Below are 21,680 nucleotides of genomic sequence, written 5' to 3' on the forward strand. Positions count from 1 at the left end.
GATCCGCACTTCACGTTCCCTAAATTCACAAAGAAACGATGAAATAATGCAGAAATTACGCCTAATTGGTTTCGCTTTGCTTGGTTTAAGCATCACATGGACTGCCCACGCCGACGAGAAGCGCTATATCTCCGACGATTTGATCACCTATATCCACAGCGGTCCGGGTAATCAGTATCGTATTGTTGGCACGCTGAATGCCGGTGATGAAGTCACCCTGCGCAGCGTCAACGACAGCACTAAATATGGCGAAATCGTTGACTCGAAAGGGAAAACCGCGTGGATCCCTCTCGACCAGTTAAGTAATGTCCCAAGCCTGCGAACCCGCGTTCCGGATCTGGAACAACAGGTTAAAACGCTAACCGATAAGCTGACGAATATTGATTCCAGCTGGAACCAGCGTACCGCGGAAATGCAGACGAAAGTCGGCTCCAGCGACAGCATCATCAACAACCTGAAGAAAGAAAATCAGGATCTGAAAAATCAGCTGATCGTTGCGCAGAAGAAAGTAGACGCGGTGAATGTTCAGCTAGACGACAAGCAACGTACCATTATTTTACAATGGTTTATGTACGGCGGTGGTGTTGCCGGTGTCGGTCTGGTGCTGGGTCTGGTATTGCCGCACCTGGTTCCACGTCGCAGGAAAAAAGATCGCTGGATGAGCTGATCGCTTAACCCGCTCCAACTTTCGTTCAACGTGAAGGCACTCCGGTGCCTTTTCGTGTTTGCATCAATCTGCAAATCAACCACACAACTTTGCTATGATAAAGGCAGAGCGCCCTGCTCGGCTTTCAGCAGCATAATGCGTTGGAATTGACTTATTTCAGGAGTTATTGCGTGGAGATTTACCTGGTCGGCGGCGCAGTCCGAGACAGTTTATTAAACCTGCCTGTGTCTGAACACGATTGGGTGGTGGTCGGCGCAACGCCTGAATACATGCTGGAAAATGGCTACCAGCAGGTCGGCAAAGACTTCCCGGTGTTCCTGCATCCCAAAACTCATGATGAATACGCGCTGGCGCGGACGGAAAGAAAATCGGGTTCAGGCTACAACGGTTTTACCTGTTATGCCGCACCGGATGTCACGCTCGAGCAGGATCTGATGCGGCGTGACCTGACTATTAACGCTATCGCCAAAAGTGACAGCGGTGAACTTTTCGACCCTTATCACGGCCAGCGTGATATCGAATTGCGCCTGCTGCGCCACGTTTCAGATGCGTTTGGAGAAGATCCGTTACGCGTTCTACGCGTAGCCCGTTTCGCGGCGCGATTTGCTCATTTAGGTTTTACCGTTGCCCCTGAAACGCAGACGCTGATGCAGCAGATGGCCGAAAGTGGTGAGCTGGAAGCCCTGACGGCAGAACGCGTTTGGAAAGAAACCGAAAAGGCGCTGCAAACACAGGATCCGCAGGTGTATTTCCAGGTGCTTCGGGATTGCGGCGCGCTGAAAGTGTTATTCCCTGAAATCGATGCGTTGTTTGGCGTGCCCGCGCCGGAGAAATGGCATCCGGAAATTGATACCGGCATTCATACGCTGATGACACTGAAAATCGCCAGCACACTGACGCCGGAAGTGGATGTACGTTTTTCAGCGCTTTGCCATGATGTGGGCAAAGCGCTGACCCCGCCGCAATTCTGGCCGGCTCATCACGGCCACGGTCCGGCGGGTGTGAAACTGGTGGAGAATATCTGTCAGCGCCTGAAAGTGCCGACACATATCCGCGATCTGGCAAAACTGGTGGCCGAGTTCCATGACCTCATCCACACCGTGAATAAGCTGCGCCCGGAAACCTTGCTGAAACTGTTCGATACCATCGACGTTTGGCGTAAACCGCAGCGTCTGGAACAGATGATCATGACCAGCGAAGCTGACGCACGGGGGCGTACAACGTTCGAAAATAACCCTTATCCGCAGGGTGATTACCTGCGCGAAGCCTTCAAAGTGGCGAGCAGCATTAGCAATAAAGAGGTGCTGGATGCCGGTTTTCAGGGAATAGAAATCCGCGATGAGCTTAAAAAGCGCCGGACACAAGCACTGGCAGACTGGAAACAAAAGCAGGAAGTGGCGAGTTAACCCGTATCATCTGTCAAAAAAAGCCCCGCAGGGTGAATATCCTGCGGGGCTTTTTTATGGTTGCGCTAAGCAATTATCAGGCGATAAAGACATAGTACACGGCGATCGCAACAAAGAAGCGATAGATAGCAAACGGGATAAACGAAATACGCTTAATCACTGCCAGGAAGGTTTTAATGGCAATCAGCGCGATGATAAATGCGCTGATAAAACCGGTCGCGAACATCGGCAAATCGGCCATGGTCAGGAAGCTGTAGCTCTTATACAAATCCAGCGCCGTCGCGCCCATCATCATTGGCACCGCCAACAGGAAGGAGAACTCAGACGCCGCAAAACGACTGATGCCCATTAACATCCCGCCGCTGATGGTTGCACCCGAACGGGAAAATCCCGGCCAGAGCGCCAGACACTGGAAAACGCCAATCATAAACGCCTGCACGTAGGTAATGTCATCGAGCCCTTCCGCGCGCGGTTTTTTGGGTTTTAGCAATTCAGCGGCAATCAGTAAAACACCGCCGACAACCAGCGAGTACATGACGTATTTAGGCTCGAAAAGAGATTTAATTTGTGAATGCAAAAGCAAACCTAGTACGGTCGCCGGGATCATCCCCAAAATAATATGCCCGAGATTCAGACGGCGCGTCCCCGTGCCTTCATGAGCTGGTGGCTTGCCAAAATGCAGGCCAATCATGCCAAACAATCGACGCCAGAACATCACAACCACAGCCAGAATCGATCCCAGCTGAATAACCACCTCAAAGGACTTCGACGTATCTCCCGTAAAGCCCAGTAGATTACCCACAATAATCAGGTGACCAGTCGAGGAGACAGGCAGGAACTCCGTCAGCCCTTCAACAACACCCAAAATAGCCGCTACAAGCAATGAATGACTTTCAGCAATCATTATCGACCCAACCCTATTAAGTATCCGCTAATCGGAAAAAACAGCTAAAACAACAAACAATAAAAAAGCGGCTCATCTGCGCCGCTTCTGCAAAGGGTGCCCCGTAGCCCCGAGTGCTCTTTTAACGCTTTTTTATGACAATTAAAATACGACCGGATTCTGAATTTTATTCAGGGCAGGATTTAACTGCGTTTTCCGCGCTCAATCACCACGCCAACGTTCGCCGCCTGCGCGACCGCGCCGGGTTTGCTGAGCTTAATGCGTACCCACGGCGAGTTAAAACGCGCCAGCAGCAGCGCCGCCACTTCTTCGGCAACACGTTCAACCAGGGCAAAATTCTGTGAGGAGACATGTTGTATGACGGCGTCACTGACATCGGCGTAGCTTAAACAGTCATTAACATCGTCACTGACGGCGGATTTTCGGTTGTCCCACGCCATTTCGATATCGAACACCAGTTTCTGTTTAATGGTCTGTTCCCAGTCGTAAGCGCCAATAGTGGTGATTACATTTAGTTGCTCAATAAATACGATATCCATCACGCGATTCTCTGTTTTTGGCCCAGCCGGATACCACTTCCAGCAGAAAATGCGTATTATCCATGGATGTTGCGATTAAAACGACCCTTATTAGACGGAACGGCTTTATGAGTGCTACCGCGCTTGGAATGATTATTTTCGCCTACCTTTGCGGCTCAATTTCGAGTGCGATTCTGGTCTGCCGGGTCGCCCGCTTACCGGATCCGCGCACGGCAGGTTCTGGCAATCCCGGTGCTACGAACGTTTTGCGCCTGGGTGGACGTGTGGCCGCAGCGGCCGTTCTGATTTTCGATGTCCTCAAAGGCATGCTGCCCGTCTGGCTGGCGTACCGTCTGAACATTCCTCCGATGTATCTCGGTCTGACCGCCATTGCGGCGTGCGTCGGCCATATCTACCCGGTTTTCTTCCGTTTTAAAGGCGGCAAAGGCGTGGCCACCGCTTTCGGTGCCATTGCACCTATCGGCTGGGACTTAACCGGCCTGATGACCGGCACATGGCTTCTGACCGTACTGCTCAGCGGATACTCTTCGCTGGGCGCGATTGTCAGTGCGCTCATCGCACCTTTCTACGTCTGGTGGTTTAAACCTGAATTCACATTCCCGGTCGCCATGCTTTCCTGCCTGATTTTATTGCGTCATCACGACAATATTCAGCGTTTGTGGCGCGGTCAGGAAGGGAAAATCTGGGATAAGCTGAAGAAAAAGCGTAAAGCCGCGAAAGAAGATAAGTCCGAATAACCGCTACATTCCAGACATAAAAAACGACCTCATGAGGGTCGTTTTTTTATTATTTTTTTAGCTCATCCAGCCTGACAGAGCGGGAGCGAGACAAGACGTCAGGAGACCTGAAAGCGCAGCATACTCAAGTATGTGAGCATTTCGGGTCGACGCAGCAACGCAGTCGCAGCCCCGCTCAGACTGGCGGCAACTCAGCCAGCGGCCAGCGCGGGCGTACGGTCACCCCTAAGTCCGGCGTTGCACCCGTTTTCAGGCGCACCATACCCGCATAAGCGATCATCGCACCGTTATCGGTACAAAATTCAGGGCGAGCATAGAATACTTCGCCTCCACGCTTAGTCATCATTTCGGCTAATTTCACGCGCAACGTACGGTTTGCGCTGACACCACCGGCCATGACCAGGCGTTTAAAACCGGTCTGATCCAGTGCGCGTTTACACTTAATGGCCAGCGTATCCACCACGGCATCTTCAAATGCGCGGGCAATATCGGCATGGGTTTGGGCATCGCCGTCATTACCGCGGATCGTATTGGCGGCAAATGTTTTCAGGCCGGAAAAACTGAAATCCAGCCCCGGACGGTCGGTCATCGGACGCGGGAACGTAAATCGCCCGGCAACACCTTGCGCCGCCATTTTCGACAGCAACGGGCCGCCAGGATAATCCAGCCCTAATAATTTGGCTGTTTTATCAAATGCTTCGCCTGCGGCGTCGTCGATGGACTCACCGAGCAGGGTATATTCACCGATGCCCGTCACGCTGATTAACTGCGTGTGGCCACCAGAAACCAGCAAGGCGACAAACGGAAAATCAGGCGGATTATCTTCCAGCATTGGGGCCAGCAAATGGCCTTCCATATGATGAACAGGCACCGCCGGCACATTCCAGGCAAACGCCAGAGAACGCCCGATGGTTGCGCCGACCAGCAACGCACCGACAAGCCCCGGACCGGCGGTATACGCCACGCCATCGATATCCTGAGCGGTCAGCCCGGCCTCTTTCAGCGCAGCCTGAATAAGCGGTACTGTTTTACGTACATGGTCACGCGAGGCCAGTTCAGGCACAACACCGCCGTAATCTGCATGCAGTTTTACCTGACTATACAGTTGGTTGGCTAACAGACCGGCTTCGCTGTCATAAACTGCAATTCCGGTTTCATCGCAGGACGTTTCTATACCCAGTACTCGCATCACTCTTTCCGTCATAGTTTCGCGCTAACTCGCGGCGCGCAGTTTAGCACACAAGCCCCGACCAGTGCTGCACTGGTGTAGGAATTCCTCACGCGGCCGGCAATTAATGTCGAGCAATTTGGATTGATTGGTATATAATCGCCGCCCGACGCAAAAGCGAGCGCACTATGTTGCAGAAGGGTTGCAAAAGGCGCCCGCTTCAATTTGCCGTTGTGCTTTACAAGACGACGCGAATTGGAGTAAAATTCCGCACCATTTTGAAATGTGCTGGTACAACATCAGCAAACAAACCGATTTTATCGAGGTGAGAGGCACATGCCTGTAATTAAAGTACGTGAAAACGAGCCGTTCGACGTAGCTCTGCGTCGCTTCAAGCGTTCCTGCGAAAAAGCAGGTGTTCTGGCAGAAGTTCGTCGTCGTGAATTCTATGAAAAACCGACTACCGAACGTAAACGCGCTAAAGCATCTGCAGTAAAACGCCACGCCAAGAAACTGGCTCGCGAAAACGCACGCCGCACTCGTCTGTATTAATCTTCGGGGGCAACCCCAAATCGCGTGATTTGCAATATTAAGAACGCGCAGACTGCGTAGTAGCATACGAAGGCCGTGCTTTCCGAAAGGAATGCGCGGCTTGTTCTCGTTTATAGGCTAGTGAGTAAGGGGCTTATGGCTGGGAGAATTCCGCGCGTATTTATCAATGACTTGCTGGCTCGTATCGATATCGTCGATTTGATCGACGCTCGTGTAAAGCTCAAGAAACAGGGTAAAAATTATCACGCGTGCTGCCCTTTCCACCATGAGAAAACACCCTCATTTACCGTAAATGGCGATAAGCAGTTTTATCACTGTTTCGGCTGTGGTGCCCACGGCAATGCCGTCGATTTCCTGATGAACTATGACAGACTTGAGTTTGTCGAAAGCATTGAGGAACTGGCGACAATGCAAGGTTTGGAAGTGCCGTATGAAGCAGGCACTGGCCCGACTCAGATGGAGCGTCATCAGCGTCAAAGCCTCTACCAGCTGATGGCACCGCTTAGCGAGTTCTATCAGCAATCACTTAAACAACCGGCGGGTGCACCGGCCAGAGACTATCTTGCCCGGCGCGGTTTAAGTGAAGACGTCATCAATCATTTTGCCATCGGTTTCGCCCCACCGGGCTGGGACAACGTGTTAAAGCGTTTCGGTAAGAATGCCGATGATAAAGCGTCTCTGATCGACGCCGGTATGTTGGTCACCAATGACAACGGACGCAGCTATGATCGTTTTCGTGAACGGGTGATGTTCCCGATACGCGACAAACGTGGCCGTGTGATTGCATTTGGTGGCAGGGTTTTGGGCAACGATACGCCGAAATACCTGAACTCACCGGAAACCGAGATTTTCCATAAAGGCCGCCAGTTGTACGGCCTGTATGAAGCACAGCTGAAAGCCCCTTCTCCGGCACGTTTGCTGGTCGTTGAAGGGTATATGGACGTCGTCGCACTGGCGCAGTTCGGCATCGATTATGCCGTTGCGTCTCTGGGAACCTCCACGACGGCGGACCACATTCAGCTGATGTTCCGCAGCACGGATAACATCGTTTGTTGTTATGACGGTGACCGCGCGGGGCGTGAAGCCGCGTGGCGCGCACTGGAAACGGCATTGCCGTATCTCAACGATGGCCGTCAGCTGCGTTTTATGTTTTTACCCGACGGCGAAGATCCGGACACGCTGGTGCGTAAAGAAGGCAAAGATGCGTTTGAACAAAGGATGGAACAGGCAATGCCGCTTTCCACTTTCCTGTTTGATTCGCTGATGCCGCAGGTTGATTTGAGCAGCCCTGACGGGCGGACCAAATTGAGCATGCTGGCATTGCCGCTGATCCGCCAGGTTCCCGGTGAAACGTTACGGATGTATTTGCGTCAGCAGTTAGGGAATAAGCTCGGCATTTTAGATGACAGCCAGTTAGAAAAGCTGATGCCTAAACAGGCAGAAGGGAGCAATGTCTACCAGGCGCCCCAGCTAAAACGCACAACCATGCGTATACTTATAGGGTTACTGGTACAAAACCCACAACTGGCTACACTTATACCCTCGCTGCAAGGTTTGGAGCAAGCGAAGCAACCAGGATTAGATCTGTTCAGCGAGTTAGTGACTACTTGCTTAGCCCAGCCAGGGCTCACAACAGGCCAATTACTGGAACTGTATCGTGACAATAAGTTCTACCAGCAACTTGAAACTCTGGCGACATGGAACCACATGATCGTAGAGGAGATGGTCGAAGAGGAATTTCGTGCCACGCTGGCCAGCCTGTATGACTCTATTTTAGAGCAGCGGCTTGAAACCCTGATAGCAAAAGCCAGGACGCATGGCCTGAGTCCAGAGGAACGTACAGAAGTCAGTTCCCTGAATCAGGTGTTAGCGAGAAAGAGTTAACAAAAACATATAAAGGTAAGGCTTCAGGCGTTACCACAGAAAACACGGCTTAAGTGCCGATATATAGCGGGGCATGGCCCTGCGCAGAGCCGCCCTGGTGGGCCGCGGCACAATAAACGCCCCTAACGTTATTGTTGGCGATGTTACCCGACCGACACCAACCCAAATACTCTGAAGTGTGGATACCGTCTTATGGAGCAAAACCCGCAGTCACAGCTTAAGCTACTTGTCACCCGTGGTAAGGAGCAAGGCTATCTGACCTATGCTGAGGTCAATGACCATCTGCCGGAAGATATCGTCGATTCCGACCAGATCGAAGACATCATCCAGATGATTAACGACATGGGCATCCAGGTACTTGAAGAAGCACCGGACGCCGATGATTTGATGCTGGCCGAAAACCGCCCTGATACCGACGAAGACGCTGCAGAAGCGGCGGCGCAGGTACTTTCCAGCGTTGAATCTGAAATTGGCCGTACCACCGACCCTGTGCGTATGTATATGCGCGAGATGGGTACCGTTGAACTTCTGACCCGTGAAGGCGAAATCGACATCGCCAAACGTATCGAAGACGGTATCAATCAGGTCCAGTGCTCCGTTGCTGAATATCCTGAAGCTATCACTTATTTGTTAGAGCAATATGACCGTGTTGAAGCAGGTGAAGTTCGTCTGTCTGACCTGATCACGGGTTTTGTTGACCCCAACGCCGAAGAAGAAATCGCGCCAACTGCAACTCACGTGGGTTCTGAACTGACCACAGAAGAGCAGAATGATGACGACGAAGATGAAGACGACGATGCTGAAGACGACAACAGCATCGATCCGGAACTGGCTCGCCAGAAGTTCACCGAACTGCGTGAACAGCATGAAGCGACGCGTCTGGTCATCAAGAAAAATGGCCGTAGTCACAAGAGCGCAGCAGAAGAAATCCTGAAACTTTCTGATGTGTTCAAGCAGTTCCGTCTGGTGCCAAAACAGTTTGATTTCCTGGTCAACAGCATGCGTTCCATGATGGATCGCGTTCGTGCTCAGGAACGTCTGATCATGAAAGTGTGCGTTGAACAGTGCAAAATGCCGAAGAAAAACTTCGTCAATCTGTTCGCCGGTAACGAAACCAGTGATACCTGGTTCGATGCAGCTCTGGCGATGGGTAAACCGTGGTCTGAGAAGCTGAAAGAAGTCACCGAAGATGTACAGCGCGGCCTGATGAAACTGCGTCAGATCGAAGAAGAAACTGGCCTGACTATCGAGCAGGTTAAAGATATCAACCGTCGCATGTCGATCGGCGAAGCGAAAGCCCGTCGCGCGAAGAAAGAGATGGTTGAAGCAAACTTACGTCTGGTTATTTCTATCGCCAAAAAATACACCAACCGTGGTCTGCAGTTCCTCGACCTGATCCAGGAAGGTAACATCGGCCTGATGAAAGCCGTTGATAAGTTTGAATATCGCCGTGGTTATAAGTTCTCAACTTATGCGACCTGGTGGATCCGTCAGGCTATCACCCGCTCCATCGCCGACCAGGCGCGTACCATCCGTATCCCGGTACATATGATTGAGACGATTAACAAACTCAACCGTATTTCCCGTCAGATGCTGCAAGAGATGGGCCGCGAACCTACGCCGGAAGAGCTGGCTGAGCGTATGCTGATGCCGGAAGACAAAATCCGTAAAGTGCTGAAAATCGCGAAAGAGCCAATCTCCATGGAAACGCCAATCGGCGACGATGAAGATTCGCATCTGGGTGATTTCATCGAGGACACTACCCTCGAGCTGCCACTGGATTCTGCAACGTCTGAAAGCTTGCGTTCTGCGACGCATGACGTTCTGGCTGGCCTGACCGCACGTGAAGCGAAAGTTCTGCGTATGCGTTTCGGTATCGACATGAACACTGACCACACTCTGGAAGAAGTGGGCAAACAGTTCGACGTTACCCGTGAACGTATCCGTCAGATCGAAGCGAAAGCGTTGCGTAAACTGCGCCACCCAAGCCGCTCCGAAGTGCTGCGCAGCTTCCTGGACGATTAATCGTCCTCAGGCTGTCAGCCATTAAAAAGCCCCGCCTTTCTCTGGAAATGGCGGGGCTTTTTTTTATCCGGATTCACCAGAAATTCAGGGATTCAGCGACGTATACAGCTCACGATATGAAGCGACCAGCTCATCGAGCGTCGCACGGTTCAGCCCGCTGGGATTTGGCAAAACCCAGACCTCTGTCCGGCCAATTTTCAGCGCCTGATGCCCCCAGTTCACTTTGCTGATGCCAAACGCCTTGCTGAAGGCCTGCTTACCCAGAATGGCTAATGCACGCGGCTGATAGCGCAAGATTTTCTCTTTTAGCATCTCACCGCCATCACGCAATTCATCACGGTTTAGCTCGCTGGCTTCAACCGTCGGACGCGCTACAAGCGCCGTGATGCCGCAGCCGAAATCCTGCAACTGCTGCCACTCCTCGGGTGCTAACTGACGCCCGGTAAATCCCGCCTGATGAATGACTTTCCAGAAACGGTTACTGCCATTCGCAAAAGGATAACCCTTGTGGGCGGACGAAAGACCGGGATTAATGCCGCAGAACACAACCTGAAGATCCTCCACGAGGATATCTGTAAGCATATTGTTTTCCTGAGACGTATTTGCTCGAGTTATGGGTAAAAAAGTCTGCGAACACAACATACTAGAACTGTGCACAAAACGCGCATACAAACCGAACACATATAGACCTGTAAGCAAGGTTTACCGTATAATCCCGCACCTCGGCCCTTTAGCTCAGTTGGTTAGAGCACGCGACTCATAATCGCTTGGTCGCTGGTTCAAGTCCAGCAAGGGCCACCAAATTAAACAAGGACTTGCGTCAAAAACGTGAGTCCTTTGTTTTTTTAAAGTATAAACCGGAGATTTTTTGCACGGATAATCAGAGTGCTTACCGGTTGTTGACTGCAATAAAACCTATCCACTCTTCTGACCGATTACAGTGAGAGTGATCAGTACTCATCTTCTCCCCATTCCATTTTTCCAGCTTTATCCGCTGCTTTGATATCTTTCATCTGACCTTCGAGAATATCGAGACACGCTGCTCCGCTCTTTCCTGTTCCTGCTAACTGCGCGTGTGCGCTGGTGTAATAGCGCTCAATCATTTTTTCCGTGGGTTCTATAAATGGCATTCCACAGACAAAGTTAATATTATGCGGCGTAACCTGCTTTAAAGTTGCTGGCGTATTAACTGTCAGCGCCAGCGCCAATGCTGTATCGATGCCTTCCTGAAATGCAGCGGCACCTAAAAACGGTTCCTGAGTTAATTCAGGATAAAGAGATATGTATTCGGTATCTCCGCGTGTAATTTTATTCTGAATCTCCTCATAGTCACGACTCGTTAAGGCGGCAGCGTCATTATGAGCAATAGCAAATATGACTCGTTCATGCAGACTATCCGACGACGTCTGGCAATATCCAATCTGTGGCAAAAGACTGGCAATTAACGTTAGCGTTATTTTCCTCATCATTTAACCTTCAACGTACGATCACCACTTGCCCAGATTTCTCGACGGACGGATGGCGCGATCACAACACAGCCTTCCGATGCCTCGCCCGGATGTTGACGACTATCTCCGTGCATTTCAAAGTCACCCCGCCCGAACATGGAATTCGAACTATTTGGATTCAGGCGCATAGCATAAGCGCCGGTGACATGTGAATTAAACGGCGCCGAGATGGTGTAACTGCCGGAGGGAAGTGGAGCGGCATCAGGACTTCCATGCGGGGCGTGTATAGCTTCCGTTTCAGGATGATTTTTGTAGCGCCCCTTGCCAGAATAACCGGTCGTTTTCACCGTGCCGTTATGCGTTAACGTTCTGCTTGCGCGGTCATATTCCCATGCCATCTTAAGCTCCTTTCCTTTCATTCCACGAATCAGAGTGAATGATATTACCGTCAACGTACCGCCACGTTATTCTTTCATATACGAATTCTACACACTCCATATGGCCTTTTTTTTCAAAGAGAGGGGCTTTGATATCCAACATTACTGGCATAATGGAAGTCACGCGCACACCTTCTAAAAGCGTATTAAAATATTCGACTTCCTGACCGGAATCGTTAATCGAATAGAACTTGAATTCGGCATTTTTCAATCGCAGCCCGGTGGTTAATGCCTTATATAAATACGGGCTGGAATCGTCAATTTCCTTCTCAAAATAATAACTAGTATGAATTCGTGTACCGGTTATTTTTCCTGTTTGGCGATCCGTCGGTAACACAACATTATGCTGAATTTCCGTTACTTCAATACTCCCTTCCCGCCCCCTGACGTCTACGCCACCACGAATCACAGCACCACCATCATCTTTGAGCCATAAATAAATGGGTATAGCCATTCTTAACACCTGCTGTGAGTTATTGAGTTGTGCAAACATACGCCTGCTGAAATGTTCATCAGCATGCAAGTTCAAAAAATTGAAATTTTCAGATGTTTGTTAGCGAATTAAGCATCTTGCATAGGAACAAAAATCAGATTCAAAGAAGCTAAGCGAGAAACCATAACTCCCTTCTTAACCAGACCTTTACCCTCATTCTCCCCTCCCGCGATTGACCCGGCCTCGCTCAAATATAATAATGAGAACCATTAACATTAAAGATTAGGGAATGGATCCAATGACTAGCGCTGGTTTTCGCATTTTTGCAGGGATTGCCGGGCTGTTTTTATCACTGATTTTCACCACTCACGCCTTTGCGGAAGGCTGGCCTCGCGAGATAAAAACTTCTCATGGCATCCTCACATTGCAGCAACCTCCGCAGCGAATTGTGTCCACCAGCGTGACGGTCACAGGGACATTGCTGGCCATCAACGCGCCCGTAATTGCCAGCGGGGCTTCCGGGCCAAACAGCCGATTTGCCGATCAGCAGGGCTTCTTCCGCCAGTGGGGAGATATCGCGAAACAGCGCGGAGTTGAACGTCTGTACATCGGCGAACCGAATGCCGAAGCCATTGCCGGTCAGGCTCCGGACTTAATTATTATTGCGGCCACCGGCGGTGATTCCGCCCTGAAGCTTTATGATCAGCTCTCCGCGATTGCGCCGGTCATGGTGGTTAATTATGACGACAAAAGCTGGCAGGATCTGGCCAAGGAATTAGGTCAGGCAACCGGCAAGGAAGCCGATGCTGCTGCCGTTATTGCCCGGTTTGAGGCCCGCGAAGCTGCATTAAAAAAAGACATAAAACTGCCACCGCAGCCTGTTTCTGCGCTGGTTTACAGCGCCGATGGCAAAACAGCAAATCTCTGGACCCCCGCCTCACCGCAGGGACAGTTGCTGCAAGAGTTAGGGTTTAAATTAGCCTTGGTGCCTTTGAACATTGCCGCCAGCCTGAGTCAGGGCAAACGTCATGACATCATTCAGCTTTCCGGCGAGAAAATGCCTGACGCGCTAAACGGTCAGACCCTGCTGCTGTTCTCTGCCAGTCAAACCGACGCTGAGCGTCTGCTGACCAATCCGTTCCTCGCGAAATTACCCGCAGTAGAAGGTAAGCGCGTTTATGCGATGGGCGATGATACTTTCAGGCTGGATTATTACAGCGCCAGCAATATGCTGACGCAGCTTGAAACCCTGTTCACCGCCCGCTGATGCCTCGTCGTATGCACGCAACTCCTGCGCCTCGCGTTTCATCGCCGGGGCAATTTCCGCGACAGGTCACCGGAATACTGTTTGCCGTGCTGCTGCTTGTTCTGATGATGGCGCTGAGTCTGTTGCTGGGCGGGAAATCCCTTTCTTTCAGCACCGTGATTTCAGCACTCAACGGGCACTGCACCGGTGCTGACTGCGTGATCGTGACCGACGCCCGGCTGCCGAGAACGCTGGCAGGTTTACTGGCGGGAATGGCGCTCGGATTATCAGGCGCGCTGATGCAAATCCTGACCCGCAATCCGCTGGCCGACCCCGGTATTCTTGGCGTTAACGCCGGTGCCGGGTTTGCGGTCGTTCTCGGAATTGCCTTCTTTGGTGTCACCGATGTCAGCGGTTATCTGTGGTTCTCGTTTGCCGGAGCTTTATCAGCGACGTTGCTGGTCGCCATGATTGGTGCACTCGGGCGCGGAAGGCTTGACCCTGTTCGTCTCACACTGGCAGGCGTTGCGCTGGCGGCCGTTCTGGAAGGATTCTCGTCGGGGATTTCCCTGCTGAATCCGCAGGTTTACGATCAGCTTCGCTTCTGGCAGGCCGGTTCGCTGGATATCCGCAACATGGCGGTGATCCGCACCGTCACACCGCCGATCCTTTTCGCCATTTTCCTCAGCTTGCTGATGACCCGTTCCCTGAATAATCTGACAATGGGCAGTGAACTGGCGACCGCGCTGGGCACTAAAATCATCACGACCCAGCTGCTGGGATTACTGGCCATCACGCTGTTATGCGGTAGCGCGACAGCAGCCGTCGGCCCTGTCGCATTTGTGGGGCTGATGGTGCCGCATATGGCGCGCTGGATTTGCCGTGCGGATCCCCGCTGGCTGTTGCCGTGGACGCTGATCCTCACGCCGACGCTGTTGCTTGCGGCAGATATCGCCGGACGGCTACTGGTCGCCGGTGAGTTGCGGGTTTCAGTCGTCGTCGCCTTTATCGGCGCGCCGGTGCTTATTTTTCTGGTTCGCCGCCCCGGCGGATTGCGCAGAGGTTAGCCATGAGCCAGATATTATCTGAATCCCGCACGCTGAAAAAAAACACGCTAATTTCGCGGCCATTTCTGACAGCGCTGGGGTTAGCTTTATGCACACTCTTACTGGCGATATTTGCGCTGGGCAGCGGCACGCTGGCGCTGAAACCGGCTCAGGTTGTCAGCGCCCTTCTGGGCGATGGCCCAAAAAATCTGCATATTATTGTGACTCAGTGGCGTCTGCCGCGCGTGGTGATGGCACTGATCACCGGCGCGGCACTGGGCGTCAGCGGCGCGATTTTCCAGTCGCTGCTGCGAAATCCGCTGGGCAGCCCGGACGTCATCGGTTTTAACACCGGCGCCTACAGCGGCGTTCTGCTGGCCATCGTGCTATTCAACGCCAGCGAGGCTGAAACCATGATCGGCGCCATGGCCGGAGGCATCGTCAGTGCGCTGCTGGTTTATGCGCTGGCATGGCGTCAGGGCGTCGAAACCTTCCGCCTGATTATCGTCGGTATCGGTGTGCGTGCACTGCTGATTGCGGGCAATACCTGGCTGATTATCAACGCCTCGCTTGAGTCTGCGCTCACCGCCGGGTTATGGCATGCGGGTTCGCTCAACGGAATTACATGGGAAAAAAGCCTGCCGGTGATCGCCCTGATTGTCTTGGCTCTGTTCCTCGCCCGGCTGCTTTCCTCGCGAATGCGTTTGCTGGAAATGGGTGACGATACCGCGTGCGCGCTGGGTGTCCCGGTGGAACGTTCACGCCTGCTGCTGATGCTGGCGGGTGTGGCATTAACCGCCGCCGCGACGGCGCTGGCCGGACCCATTTCCTTTATCGCGCTGGTGGCACCACAGATTTCCCGACGCCTGTGCGCCAGCCAGCAGCACGCGTTATTTTTTGCCGCGCTGACCGGCGCACTGCTGCTGCTCGCCGCAGACGTCGCGGCGCAACGTCTCTTCCTCCCTTATCAACTGCCCGTCGGCGTGCTCACCGTCAGTCTCGGCGGTATTTATCTGATTGGTTTGCTCATCCGGGAGTCCCGCCGCTCATGAAGACTGAATATTTTTCACCGCTGTATGCGCAGAACCTGACGCTCGGTTACGACAAAAAAGTCATTGCGCGGGATTTATCGGTGTCGATCCCGGAAGGAAAACTAACGGTGATTATCGGGCCTAACGCCTGCGGAAAATCGACGTTATTACGTACGCTGAGCCGCCTGATGCAGCCGCAGTCCGGCACGGTTTTTCTCGACGGAAAACTGATTGGCGATTACGGCACGAAAGACGTGGCAAAAAGGCTGGGCTTATTACCGCAAAGTTCGACCGCGCCGGGTGATATCACGGTGGCCGATCTGGTCGGTCGCGGGCGCTATCCGCACCAGAATCTGTTCAGCCGCTGGAATGCGCTGGACACGCAGGCAGTCGATGACGCGATGCGGGCAACCGGAGTTTATGAACTGGCGGAAAGCACAGTAAATTCACTGTCCGGCGGGCAGCGGCAGCGGGTGTGGATTGCCATGGTGCTGGCGCAGCAAACGCCGCTATTGCTTTTGGACGAGCCGACGACCTGGCTGGATATCGCTCATCAGATTGATTTGATGGAATTGATGTGTCGCCTGAATCAGGAAAATGGCCGGACGCTGGTCGTCGTGCTGCACGATCTGAATCAGGCCTGCCGCTACGCCGGGCATCTTATCGCCATGCGCGACGGAAAAATCCTCGCAGAAGGCGCGCCTGCCGATATCGTGACGCCGGAACTGATTGAGCAGGTTTTCGGATTGCGTTGCTCAATCATCGACTGCCCGGTGTCACATACGCCGTTAATTATTCCGCTCGGCAATTTAGCCGTTTGACGGAGGATCTCCGGCGGCCCACCGCGTCTCATCCCACAGACTGCACAGGCCGTCGAGCAAACCGCCGCGCCACCACAGCGCGTCGTGCCCGCCTTCCAGCACCCGGTAACGCACCTGATTGGGGGTCGGTTTGAGCAGCGCCTCCATCTGATTATTCACGTCATAAATCAGCTTTTCGTTTCTGCCGGCTTCCATAAAGATTTTCAAATGGCTGCGTTCCCCCAGCCCTTTTTCAACCTGCGACAGGATGCTTTCCGCTTCTTGCTGATCATCACGGGCTTGCTGACGATGGCGGCGCGGCCACCAGAAAGACCCCGACTGACTCAGCACGCACCCGAAACGTTCAGGCCAGTGCAAACCGGCATACAGCGACGAAAGGCCACCAAAACTCTGCCCCGCGACCACCGTTTTTTGCGCGTTATCGCTGTGCGCGGCCCGTTTTTTCACCTGCGGCAATAACTCGTCCTGCACCGCCAGCCAGAACTCCGGATTGCAGGTCAGCTCGCGGCTGCGGGTTTGAATATCAATAACATCGATCAGCACATACACCGCGTCGGGCAGCGCCCCTTCGCGCGTGAGCTGCGTCAGTGGCTGCCAGACGGGCATCTGTTTCGCCCAAAACTGGCCGTCGAGCAGGATCGCCAGCGGGCGCAAGGCAGGCTCCTGGCTTTCGCCGGTGGTAAACACCCAGACGTTTCGCATATTCCCCAGACGCGCACTTTTCCAGCGGAATGTTTGTAACGCCGCCGGAGCTTGCGGCGCTTTCGGGCCATCAAGATCAAACTTTTCCCAGGCGGGCTGTGGCAACGCTTCCGGCATATGCAGGCCGGACAACGCATGGGATTTTGCACCGGGCCACGGGCGATGCGGATTCAGCGGATCGTGCGTCGCGTGGCGGAAGAGGTTTTTCCACCATTCACGCGCGGCAAGCATGCTCTGATAATCATCGTTATTTTGCGGAAATTCAGCGCCGGATTCGGTACGTGGGATCAGGCTGTAGCTTCCGCGCCAGTCCGCACGCAATTCGGTCTGCCAGTGCCAGACATCCGTTCCGGCCAGCCGCTGCAAACTCTGCGGCGGCGACGACTGATGGTGATCGGTGATGCCGTTGATGTTGATCCAGACACGCTGGGTCTCCGACGTCGTTTCGTTGCCCTGCGGATCCCGCCAGAAGAACGTCACACGATAAAAACCTTCGCGCGAAGGTTCCGTCCACGGCGTTCCCCGCGCAGCAATTTCATTCCACCACGCGGCACTTCCAGCCAGAGGTTCCAACAACATGGCCTGAGCCGCAGGTTTTTGCGGATGCTGATATTTCATCATTTTTTACGCTTTACAGCCTTCTGGCAGACAAGAAAAAACATTCCCGGTATGGCGCTTTACACTTTCCCTACAAATTAGGAATGGGAATCTAATTGATAATTGTTTTTATTTGCAATAGTGTGTTACCGCCCGTAACGCGGGTCAACAAAAACTACACACACAACAGGCCATCCTCCTGTTCAATCTCGCTATTTTTCAGGAAAGGATGGAATTTCAGGGCAGAATCCGACATGAAAAGCAGGCTACCACACTATTCGCTGGCAACCTTAATCGGGCTGGGATCAGCGCTTACTTTCCCCGTCAGCGCAGCAGAAACCTCCGCAACAACCGCAACAGAAACCGGGACTACGGCCGCTGAAACGCCGAAAAAAACCGAAGACACGCTGGTCGTCACCGCTGCACAGCAAAATCTTCAGGCTCCGGGTGTTTCCACCATTACGTCTGATGAAATCCAAAAACGCCCACCGGCACGCGACATCAACGAACTGATCCGCACCATGCCCGGCGTAAACCTGACCGGTAACTCCACCAGCGGACAGCGCGGGAACAACCGCCAGATTGATATCCGCGGCATGGGCCCGGAAAACACCCTGATCCTGATCGACGGTTTACCGGTGAACAGCCGTAACTCCGTGCGTCAGGGCTGGCGCGGCGAGCGTGATACCCGCGGCGATACCAGCTGGGTTCCGCCAGATATGATTGATCGCATCGAAGTGATCCGCGGCCCGGCGGCCGCGCGTTATGGCAACGGTGCGGCGGGCGGCGTGGTGAATATCATCACCAAAAAAGACACCAGCGAATGGCACGGCTCATGGAATACCTACATGAACGCGCCACAGCATAAAGAAGAAGGTTCAACGAAACGCACCGATTTCAGCCTGTCCGGCCCGCTCAGCGACCAGTTCAGTTTCCGTCTGTTTGGCGGCTACAGCAAAACACAGGCTGATTCGCAGTATATCAACGACGGCCATCAGTCCGAACGCACCGGCACCTATGCCGACACCGTTCCGGCCGGTCGCGAAGGCGTCATCAATAAAAATATCGACGCCATGCTGCACTGGGATTTCGCCCGCATGCAGTCACTTGAGTTTGAGGTGTCCAACAGCCGTCAGGGCAACCTGTACGCCGGTGACACGCAAAACACCAATACCAGTGCGCTGGTTAAAAGTATGTACGGCAAAGAGACCAACCGTATTTACCGCCAGTCCTACGCCCTGACGTACAAAGGCGCATGGGACAACGGCGTTTCCACCACCAACTATGTGCAGTACGAAAAAACCCGTAACTCACGCATGGATGAAGGTCTGGCGGGCGGCACGGAGGGGATCTTCTCTGACGACAGCTTCAACACCATCGCGCTGGGCGACATTCTTGCGCACAGCGAAGTCAGCATTCCGTTTGATTTAGGCGTGCCGCAAACCGCCACGTTGGGCACTGAATGGAACCAGCAAAAGATGAAAGACCCGTCTTCCAACGTTCAGTCTATGCTCGGCGGAGCCATTGACGGTATCGACAGCACCGGTCGCAGCCCGTATTCGCAGGCGGAAATCTTCTCGCTGTTTGCGGAAGATAACATCGAACTGACCGACAGCACGATGCTGGTTCCGGGCCTTCGTTTCGATCATCATTCTATTGTCGGCAATAACTGGAGTCCTTCCCTGAACCTGTCTCAGGAACTGGGCGATGACTTCACGCTGAAAATGGGGATCGCGCGTGCCTACAAAGCGCCAAGCCTGTATCAGACCAACCCGAACTACGTGCTTTACAGTAAAGGCCAGGGTTGTGCCGCCAGCGGCGGTGGCTGTTATCTGGTAGGGAATAAAGATCTCGATGCAGAAACCAGCATCAACAAAGAGATCGGTCTTGAGTTCCACCGCAACGGCTATCAGGCAGGCGTGACGTACTTCCGTAACGATTACCGCAACAAAATCGAGGCGGGTTATCTGCCAACCGGCACATCAACGACGGGCACCACCGACGTTTATAAATGGCAAAACGTTCCTAAAGCCGTCGTTCAGGGTCTGGAAGGGACGTTGAATATTCCGGTCACCAGTACCATTTCCTGGAATAACAACGGGACTTACATGATTGAAAGTAAAAACAAAGAGACCGGCGATTATCTGTCGATCATCCCTGAATTTACGATCAACTCCACGCTGAGCTGGCAGGCAACGGAAGATTTCTCCGTGCAGTCCACCCTGACCTGGTATGGCCGTCAGAAGCCGAAAAAATACAACTACAAAGGTGAAGCCGTAACCGGAAGTGAGAAGAATGAAGTCAGCCCGTATTCAGTGGTCGGCCTGAGCGGCACCTACGTTGCGACTAAAAATGTCAGCATAACCGCCGGTATTGATAACGTGTTCGACAAGCGTCAGTTCCGCGCGGGTAATGCCCAGACCGTGGGTAACGCCACCACTAACGCCTATATGTACGGCGCGGGTGCAGCAACCTACAACGAACCGGGCCGGACTTTCTACATGAGCCTGAACACGCACTTCTAAGCTCAGCCTCTGACCTGTAAAAAAGCCACCTGCAAAGGTGGCTATATTGTTTCTGCAACGGACTTTCAGGTTACAGCACGCCCTGCGCCTGCATGGCATCCGCGACTTTCACGAAACCGGCGATATTGGCGCCGCGCACATACTGCGTCTGCTTGCCTTCACCGCCATACTCCACGCATGAATGATGAATATCGAGCATGATGTGACGTAAGCGTGCGTCCACTTCTTCAGCTTTCCAGCTCAGACGCGCGGCGTTTTGTGCCATCTCCAGCCCGGACGTCGCCACGCCACCAGCATTGGCCGCTTTACCCGGCGCGAACAACACGCCCGCTTCAACGAACAGGTCAGTGGCTTCAATGGTCGTCGGCATATTTGCGCCTTCCGCCACGGCTTTTACGCCGTTGCCGATCAGCACCCGGGCCGCTTCCACGCCCAGCTCATTTTGGGTAGCGCACGGCAGCGCGATGTCTACCGGCACATTCCACGGCTGCTGGCCTTCCAGGTATTTCAGTCCCAGTTTTTTCGCATAGTCAGCGACACGTCCGTCACGGCTGGCTTTAATTTCCGCCAGCAGCGCCAGTTTTTCCGGCGTGAAACCGGCTTCATCGACCACGATGCCGTTTGAATCTGACGCCGTAATCACGCGCGCGCCCAGCGACATGGCTTTTTCAATTGCATATTGCGCCACGTTACCCGAGCCGGACACCGCCACGCGCATGCCTTCAAAATCCAGACCGTGACGTTTAAGCATGGATTCGGTGAAATAAATCAGGCCATAACCGGTGGCTTCCGGGCGGATCAGACTGCCGCCAAACGACAGGCCTTTACCGGTGAACACGCTCGCAGTGTTGTTGGAGAGTTTTTTCATCATCCCCGCCATATAACCGACTTCACGCCCACCGACGCCGATATCGCCCGCCGGTACGTCAGTGTCCGGGCCCAGATGGCGATAAAGTTCCAGCATCAGCGCCTGACAGAAGCGCATGATTTCGCCTTCGCTTTTACCTTTCGGATTGAAATCACTGCCGCCTTTCCCGCCGCCCATTGGCAGCGTGGTCAGCGCATTTTTAAACGTCTGTTCAAAACCGAGGAATTTCAGAATTGATAAATTGACCGACGGGTGGAAACGCATGCCACCTTTATACGGGCCGATGGCCGAGCTGAACTGCACGCGCCAGCCGCGATTTACCTGTACCTGATTTTTGTCATCAACCCACGCAATGCGGAACTGAATCACGCGCTCCGGTTCCACCAGACGTTCTAATAAAGAAGAACGCCGGTATTGAGGATTTTGTTCGAGGAACGGCCAGAGCGTGGTCATGACTTCACGAACGGCCTGAGAAAACTCGACCTGATGCGGGTCGCGTTGCTGAACTGAGGATAAGAACTGTTCGAGGGAATGAATTTGATCCATGAGGGTAAAACTCCGTTTCGTAAGTGATGTTGTCTTTGTTATTTGCTGCTTATTTTTTGACTATGCATCGACTGACAAGCGGACATCAAGTGATTTAT

The 21,680-nt window shown here is 53.2% G+C and carries 20 protein-coding genes and 1 tRNA gene; 12 read left to right on the top strand and 9 right to left on the bottom strand.

Annotated elements, in window-relative coordinates:
• The first annotated feature begins 46 nt into the window (after positions 1–46).
• A complete protein-coding gene (locus tag J8X26_RS11815) occupies positions 47–667 on the top strand; it encodes a TIGR04211 family SH3 domain-containing protein (protein WP_152324061.1) in 621 nt (206 codons plus the stop codon).
• Positions 668–837: 170 nt separating this feature from the next.
• Positions 838–2,073, top strand: coding sequence for a multifunctional CCA addition/repair protein (locus tag J8X26_RS11820; RefSeq protein WP_152324062.1), 1,236 nt, complete (start codon positions 838–840; stop codon positions 2,071–2,073).
• 76 nt (positions 2,074–2,149) lie between these two features.
• Here the strand turns inward: J8X26_RS11820 and bacA are convergent, their stop codons facing one another.
• Positions 2,150–2,974 (bottom strand): undecaprenyl-diphosphate phosphatase, encoded by an 825-nt coding sequence (bacA, locus tag J8X26_RS11825; RefSeq protein ID WP_152324077.1) that lies wholly within the window; start codon positions 2,972–2,974, stop codon positions 2,150–2,152.
• A gap of 185 nt (positions 2,975–3,159) precedes the next feature.
• Positions 3,160–3,516: a bifunctional dihydroneopterin aldolase/7,8-dihydroneopterin epimerase gene (folB, locus tag J8X26_RS11830; RefSeq protein WP_208950966.1), complete on the bottom strand. Its 357-nt coding sequence runs from the start codon at positions 3,514–3,516 to the stop codon at positions 3,160–3,162.
• 107 nt (positions 3,517–3,623) lie between these two features.
• Between folB and plsY the strand changes: the two genes are divergently transcribed.
• A complete protein-coding gene (gene plsY / locus J8X26_RS11835) occupies positions 3,624–4,253 on the top strand; it encodes a glycerol-3-phosphate 1-O-acyltransferase PlsY (RefSeq protein WP_152324064.1) in 630 nt (209 codons plus the stop codon).
• Positions 4,254–4,428: 175 nt separating this feature from the next.
• Here the strand turns inward: plsY and tsaD are convergent, their stop codons facing one another.
• Positions 4,429–5,442 carry a tRNA (adenosine(37)-N6)-threonylcarbamoyltransferase complex transferase subunit TsaD gene (tsaD, locus tag J8X26_RS11840; protein WP_208950967.1) on the bottom strand — a complete coding sequence of 338 codons (1,014 nt, stop codon included), beginning with the start codon at positions 5,440–5,442 and terminating at the stop codon, positions 4,429–4,431.
• Positions 5,443–5,757: 315 nt separating this feature from the next.
• Between tsaD and rpsU the strand changes: the two genes are divergently transcribed.
• The 3 genes from rpsU (at position 5,758) to rpoD (ending at position 9,882) form a co-directional block, all read left to right on the top strand.
• Positions 5,758–5,973: a 30S ribosomal protein S21 gene (gene rpsU / locus J8X26_RS11845; RefSeq protein WP_001144069.1), complete on the top strand. Its 216-nt coding sequence runs from the start codon at positions 5,758–5,760 to the stop codon at positions 5,971–5,973.
• A gap of 135 nt (positions 5,974–6,108) precedes the next feature.
• Complete coding sequence (gene dnaG, locus J8X26_RS11850; protein ID WP_152324066.1) at positions 6,109–7,857, top strand: DNA primase; 1,749 nt, start codon at positions 6,109–6,111, stop codon at positions 7,855–7,857.
• Positions 7,858–8,049: 192 nt separating this feature from the next.
• A complete protein-coding gene (gene rpoD / locus J8X26_RS11855) occupies positions 8,050–9,882 on the top strand; it encodes an RNA polymerase sigma factor RpoD (protein ID WP_208950968.1) in 1,833 nt (610 codons plus the stop codon).
• An 84-nt stretch (positions 9,883–9,966) separates the two neighbouring features.
• On the opposite strand, the gene mug is transcribed toward rpoD, so the two are convergent.
• Complete coding sequence (gene mug, locus J8X26_RS11860) at positions 9,967–10,464, bottom strand: G/U mismatch-specific DNA glycosylase (protein ID WP_152324067.1); 498 nt, start codon at positions 10,462–10,464, stop codon at positions 9,967–9,969.
• Positions 10,465–10,606: 142 nt separating this feature from the next.
• On the opposite strand from mug, the gene J8X26_RS11865 reads away from it, so the two are divergent.
• Positions 10,607–10,683, top strand: a tRNA-Ile gene (locus tag J8X26_RS11865).
• A 149-nt stretch (positions 10,684–10,832) separates the two neighbouring features.
• On the opposite strand, the gene J8X26_RS11870 is transcribed toward J8X26_RS11865, so the two are convergent.
• The 3 genes from J8X26_RS11870 to tssD are packed head-to-tail and all read right to left on the bottom strand — an operon-like array spanning position 10,833 to position 12,221.
• Entirely contained in the window at positions 10,833–11,351 is a 519-nt protein-coding gene (locus J8X26_RS11870) for a hypothetical protein (protein WP_208950969.1), read from the bottom strand.
• Positions 11,348–11,728, bottom strand: a complete 381-nt coding sequence (locus tag J8X26_RS11875; protein WP_208950970.1) for a tlde1 domain-containing protein — start codon at positions 11,726–11,728, stop codon at positions 11,348–11,350. Before J8X26_RS11875 ends, J8X26_RS11870 begins: the two co-directional genes overlap by 4 nt.
• 1 nt (position 11,729) lies before the next feature.
• Entirely contained in the window at positions 11,730–12,221 is a 492-nt protein-coding gene (gene tssD, locus J8X26_RS11880) for a type VI secretion system tube protein TssD (RefSeq protein WP_208950971.1), read from the bottom strand.
• Between the two features lie 277 nt (positions 12,222–12,498).
• On the opposite strand from tssD, the gene fepB reads away from it, so the two are divergent.
• The 4 genes from fepB to J8X26_RS11900 are packed head-to-tail and all read left to right on the top strand — an operon-like array spanning position 12,499 to position 16,344.
• A complete protein-coding gene (gene fepB / locus J8X26_RS11885; protein ID WP_208950984.1) occupies positions 12,499–13,467 on the top strand; it encodes a Fe2+-enterobactin ABC transporter substrate-binding protein in 969 nt (322 codons plus the stop codon).
• Between the two features lie 11 nt (positions 13,468–13,478).
• On the top strand, positions 13,479–14,513 hold the full coding sequence (fepD, locus tag J8X26_RS11890; protein WP_244370523.1) for a Fe(3+)-siderophore ABC transporter permease: 1,035 nt from the start codon (positions 13,479–13,481) through the stop codon (positions 14,511–14,513).
• Positions 14,514–14,515: 2 nt separating this feature from the next.
• Positions 14,516–15,544, top strand: coding sequence for an iron-enterobactin ABC transporter permease (fepG, locus tag J8X26_RS11895; RefSeq protein ID WP_152327262.1), 1,029 nt, complete (start codon positions 14,516–14,518; stop codon positions 15,542–15,544).
• On the top strand, positions 15,541–16,344 hold the full coding sequence (locus J8X26_RS11900; RefSeq protein ID WP_208950973.1) for an ATP-binding cassette domain-containing protein: 804 nt from the start codon (positions 15,541–15,543) through the stop codon (positions 16,342–16,344). Before fepG ends, J8X26_RS11900 begins: the two co-directional genes overlap by 4 nt.
• On the opposite strand, the gene fes is transcribed toward J8X26_RS11900, so the two are convergent.
• Positions 16,333–17,664, bottom strand: a complete 1,332-nt coding sequence (gene fes, locus J8X26_RS11905) for an enterochelin esterase (protein WP_374101279.1) — start codon at positions 17,662–17,664, stop codon at positions 16,333–16,335. The two genes, J8X26_RS11900 and fes, sit on opposite strands and share 12 nt — an antisense overlap.
• A 233-nt stretch (positions 17,665–17,897) precedes the next feature.
• On the opposite strand from fes, the gene J8X26_RS11910 reads away from it, so the two are divergent.
• A complete protein-coding gene (locus J8X26_RS11910) occupies positions 17,898–20,168 on the top strand; it encodes a TonB-dependent siderophore receptor (RefSeq protein ID WP_208950974.1) in 2,271 nt (756 codons plus the stop codon).
• 70 nt (positions 20,169–20,238) lie between these two features.
• Here the strand turns inward: J8X26_RS11910 and gdhA are convergent, their stop codons facing one another.
• Positions 20,239–21,582, bottom strand: coding sequence for an NADP-specific glutamate dehydrogenase (gene gdhA / locus J8X26_RS11915; protein ID WP_208950975.1), 1,344 nt, complete (start codon positions 21,580–21,582; stop codon positions 20,239–20,241).
• Between the last annotated feature and the right edge of the window lie 98 nt (positions 21,583–21,680).

Origin of the sequence: Rahnella sp. ChDrAdgB13 (assembly GCF_017655185.1) — a bacterium.
Lineage (GTDB): Bacteria > Pseudomonadota > Gammaproteobacteria > Enterobacterales > Enterobacteriaceae > Rahnella > Rahnella contaminans.

What these genes read in the sequence shown, in the direction of transcription:
- J8X26_RS11815 (WP_152324061.1), top strand. Translation starts at nt 47, where the DNA reads ATGCAGAAATTACGCCTAATTGGTTTCGCTTTGCTTGGTTTAAGCATC.
- folB (WP_208950966.1), bottom strand. Translation starts at nt 3,516, where the DNA reads ATGGATATCGTATTTATTGAGCAACTAAATGTAATCACCACTATTGGC.
- plsY (WP_152324064.1), top strand. Translation starts at nt 3,624, where the DNA reads ATGAGTGCTACCGCGCTTGGAATGATTATTTTCGCCTACCTTTGCGGC.
- tsaD (WP_208950967.1), bottom strand. Translation starts at nt 5,442, where the DNA reads ATGCGAGTACTGGGTATAGAAACGTCCTGCGATGAAACCGGAATTGCA.
- rpsU (WP_001144069.1), top strand. Translation starts at nt 5,758, where the DNA reads ATGCCTGTAATTAAAGTACGTGAAAACGAGCCGTTCGACGTAGCTCTG.
- dnaG (WP_152324066.1), top strand. Translation starts at nt 6,109, where the DNA reads ATGGCTGGGAGAATTCCGCGCGTATTTATCAATGACTTGCTGGCTCGT.
- rpoD (WP_208950968.1), top strand. Translation starts at nt 8,050, where the DNA reads ATGGAGCAAAACCCGCAGTCACAGCTTAAGCTACTTGTCACCCGTGGT.
- mug (WP_152324067.1), bottom strand. Translation starts at nt 10,464, where the DNA reads ATGCTTACAGATATCCTCGTGGAGGATCTTCAGGTTGTGTTCTGCGGC.
- J8X26_RS11870 (WP_208950969.1), bottom strand. Translation starts at nt 11,351, where the DNA reads ATGATGAGGAAAATAACGCTAACGTTAATTGCCAGTCTTTTGCCACAG.
- J8X26_RS11875 (WP_208950970.1), bottom strand. Translation starts at nt 11,728, where the DNA reads ATGGCATGGGAATATGACCGCGCAAGCAGAACGTTAACGCATAACGGC.
- tssD (WP_208950971.1), bottom strand. Translation starts at nt 12,221, where the DNA reads ATGGCTATACCCATTTATTTATGGCTCAAAGATGATGGTGGTGCTGTG.
- fepB (WP_208950984.1), top strand. Translation starts at nt 12,499, where the DNA reads ATGACTAGCGCTGGTTTTCGCATTTTTGCAGGGATTGCCGGGCTGTTT.
- fepD (WP_244370523.1), top strand. Translation starts at nt 13,479, where the DNA reads ATGCACGCAACTCCTGCGCCTCGCGTTTCATCGCCGGGGCAATTTCCG.
- fepG (WP_152327262.1), top strand. Translation starts at nt 14,516, where the DNA reads ATGAGCCAGATATTATCTGAATCCCGCACGCTGAAAAAAAACACGCTA.
- J8X26_RS11900 (WP_208950973.1), top strand. Translation starts at nt 15,541, where the DNA reads ATGAAGACTGAATATTTTTCACCGCTGTATGCGCAGAACCTGACGCTC.
- fes (WP_374101279.1), bottom strand. Translation starts at nt 17,664, where the DNA reads ATGAAATATCAGCATCCGCAAAAACCTGCGGCTCAGGCCATGTTGTTG.
- J8X26_RS11910 (WP_208950974.1), top strand. Translation starts at nt 17,898, where the DNA reads ATGAAAAGCAGGCTACCACACTATTCGCTGGCAACCTTAATCGGGCTG.
- gdhA (WP_208950975.1), bottom strand. Translation starts at nt 21,582, where the DNA reads ATGGATCAAATTCATTCCCTCGAACAGTTCTTATCCTCAGTTCAGCAA.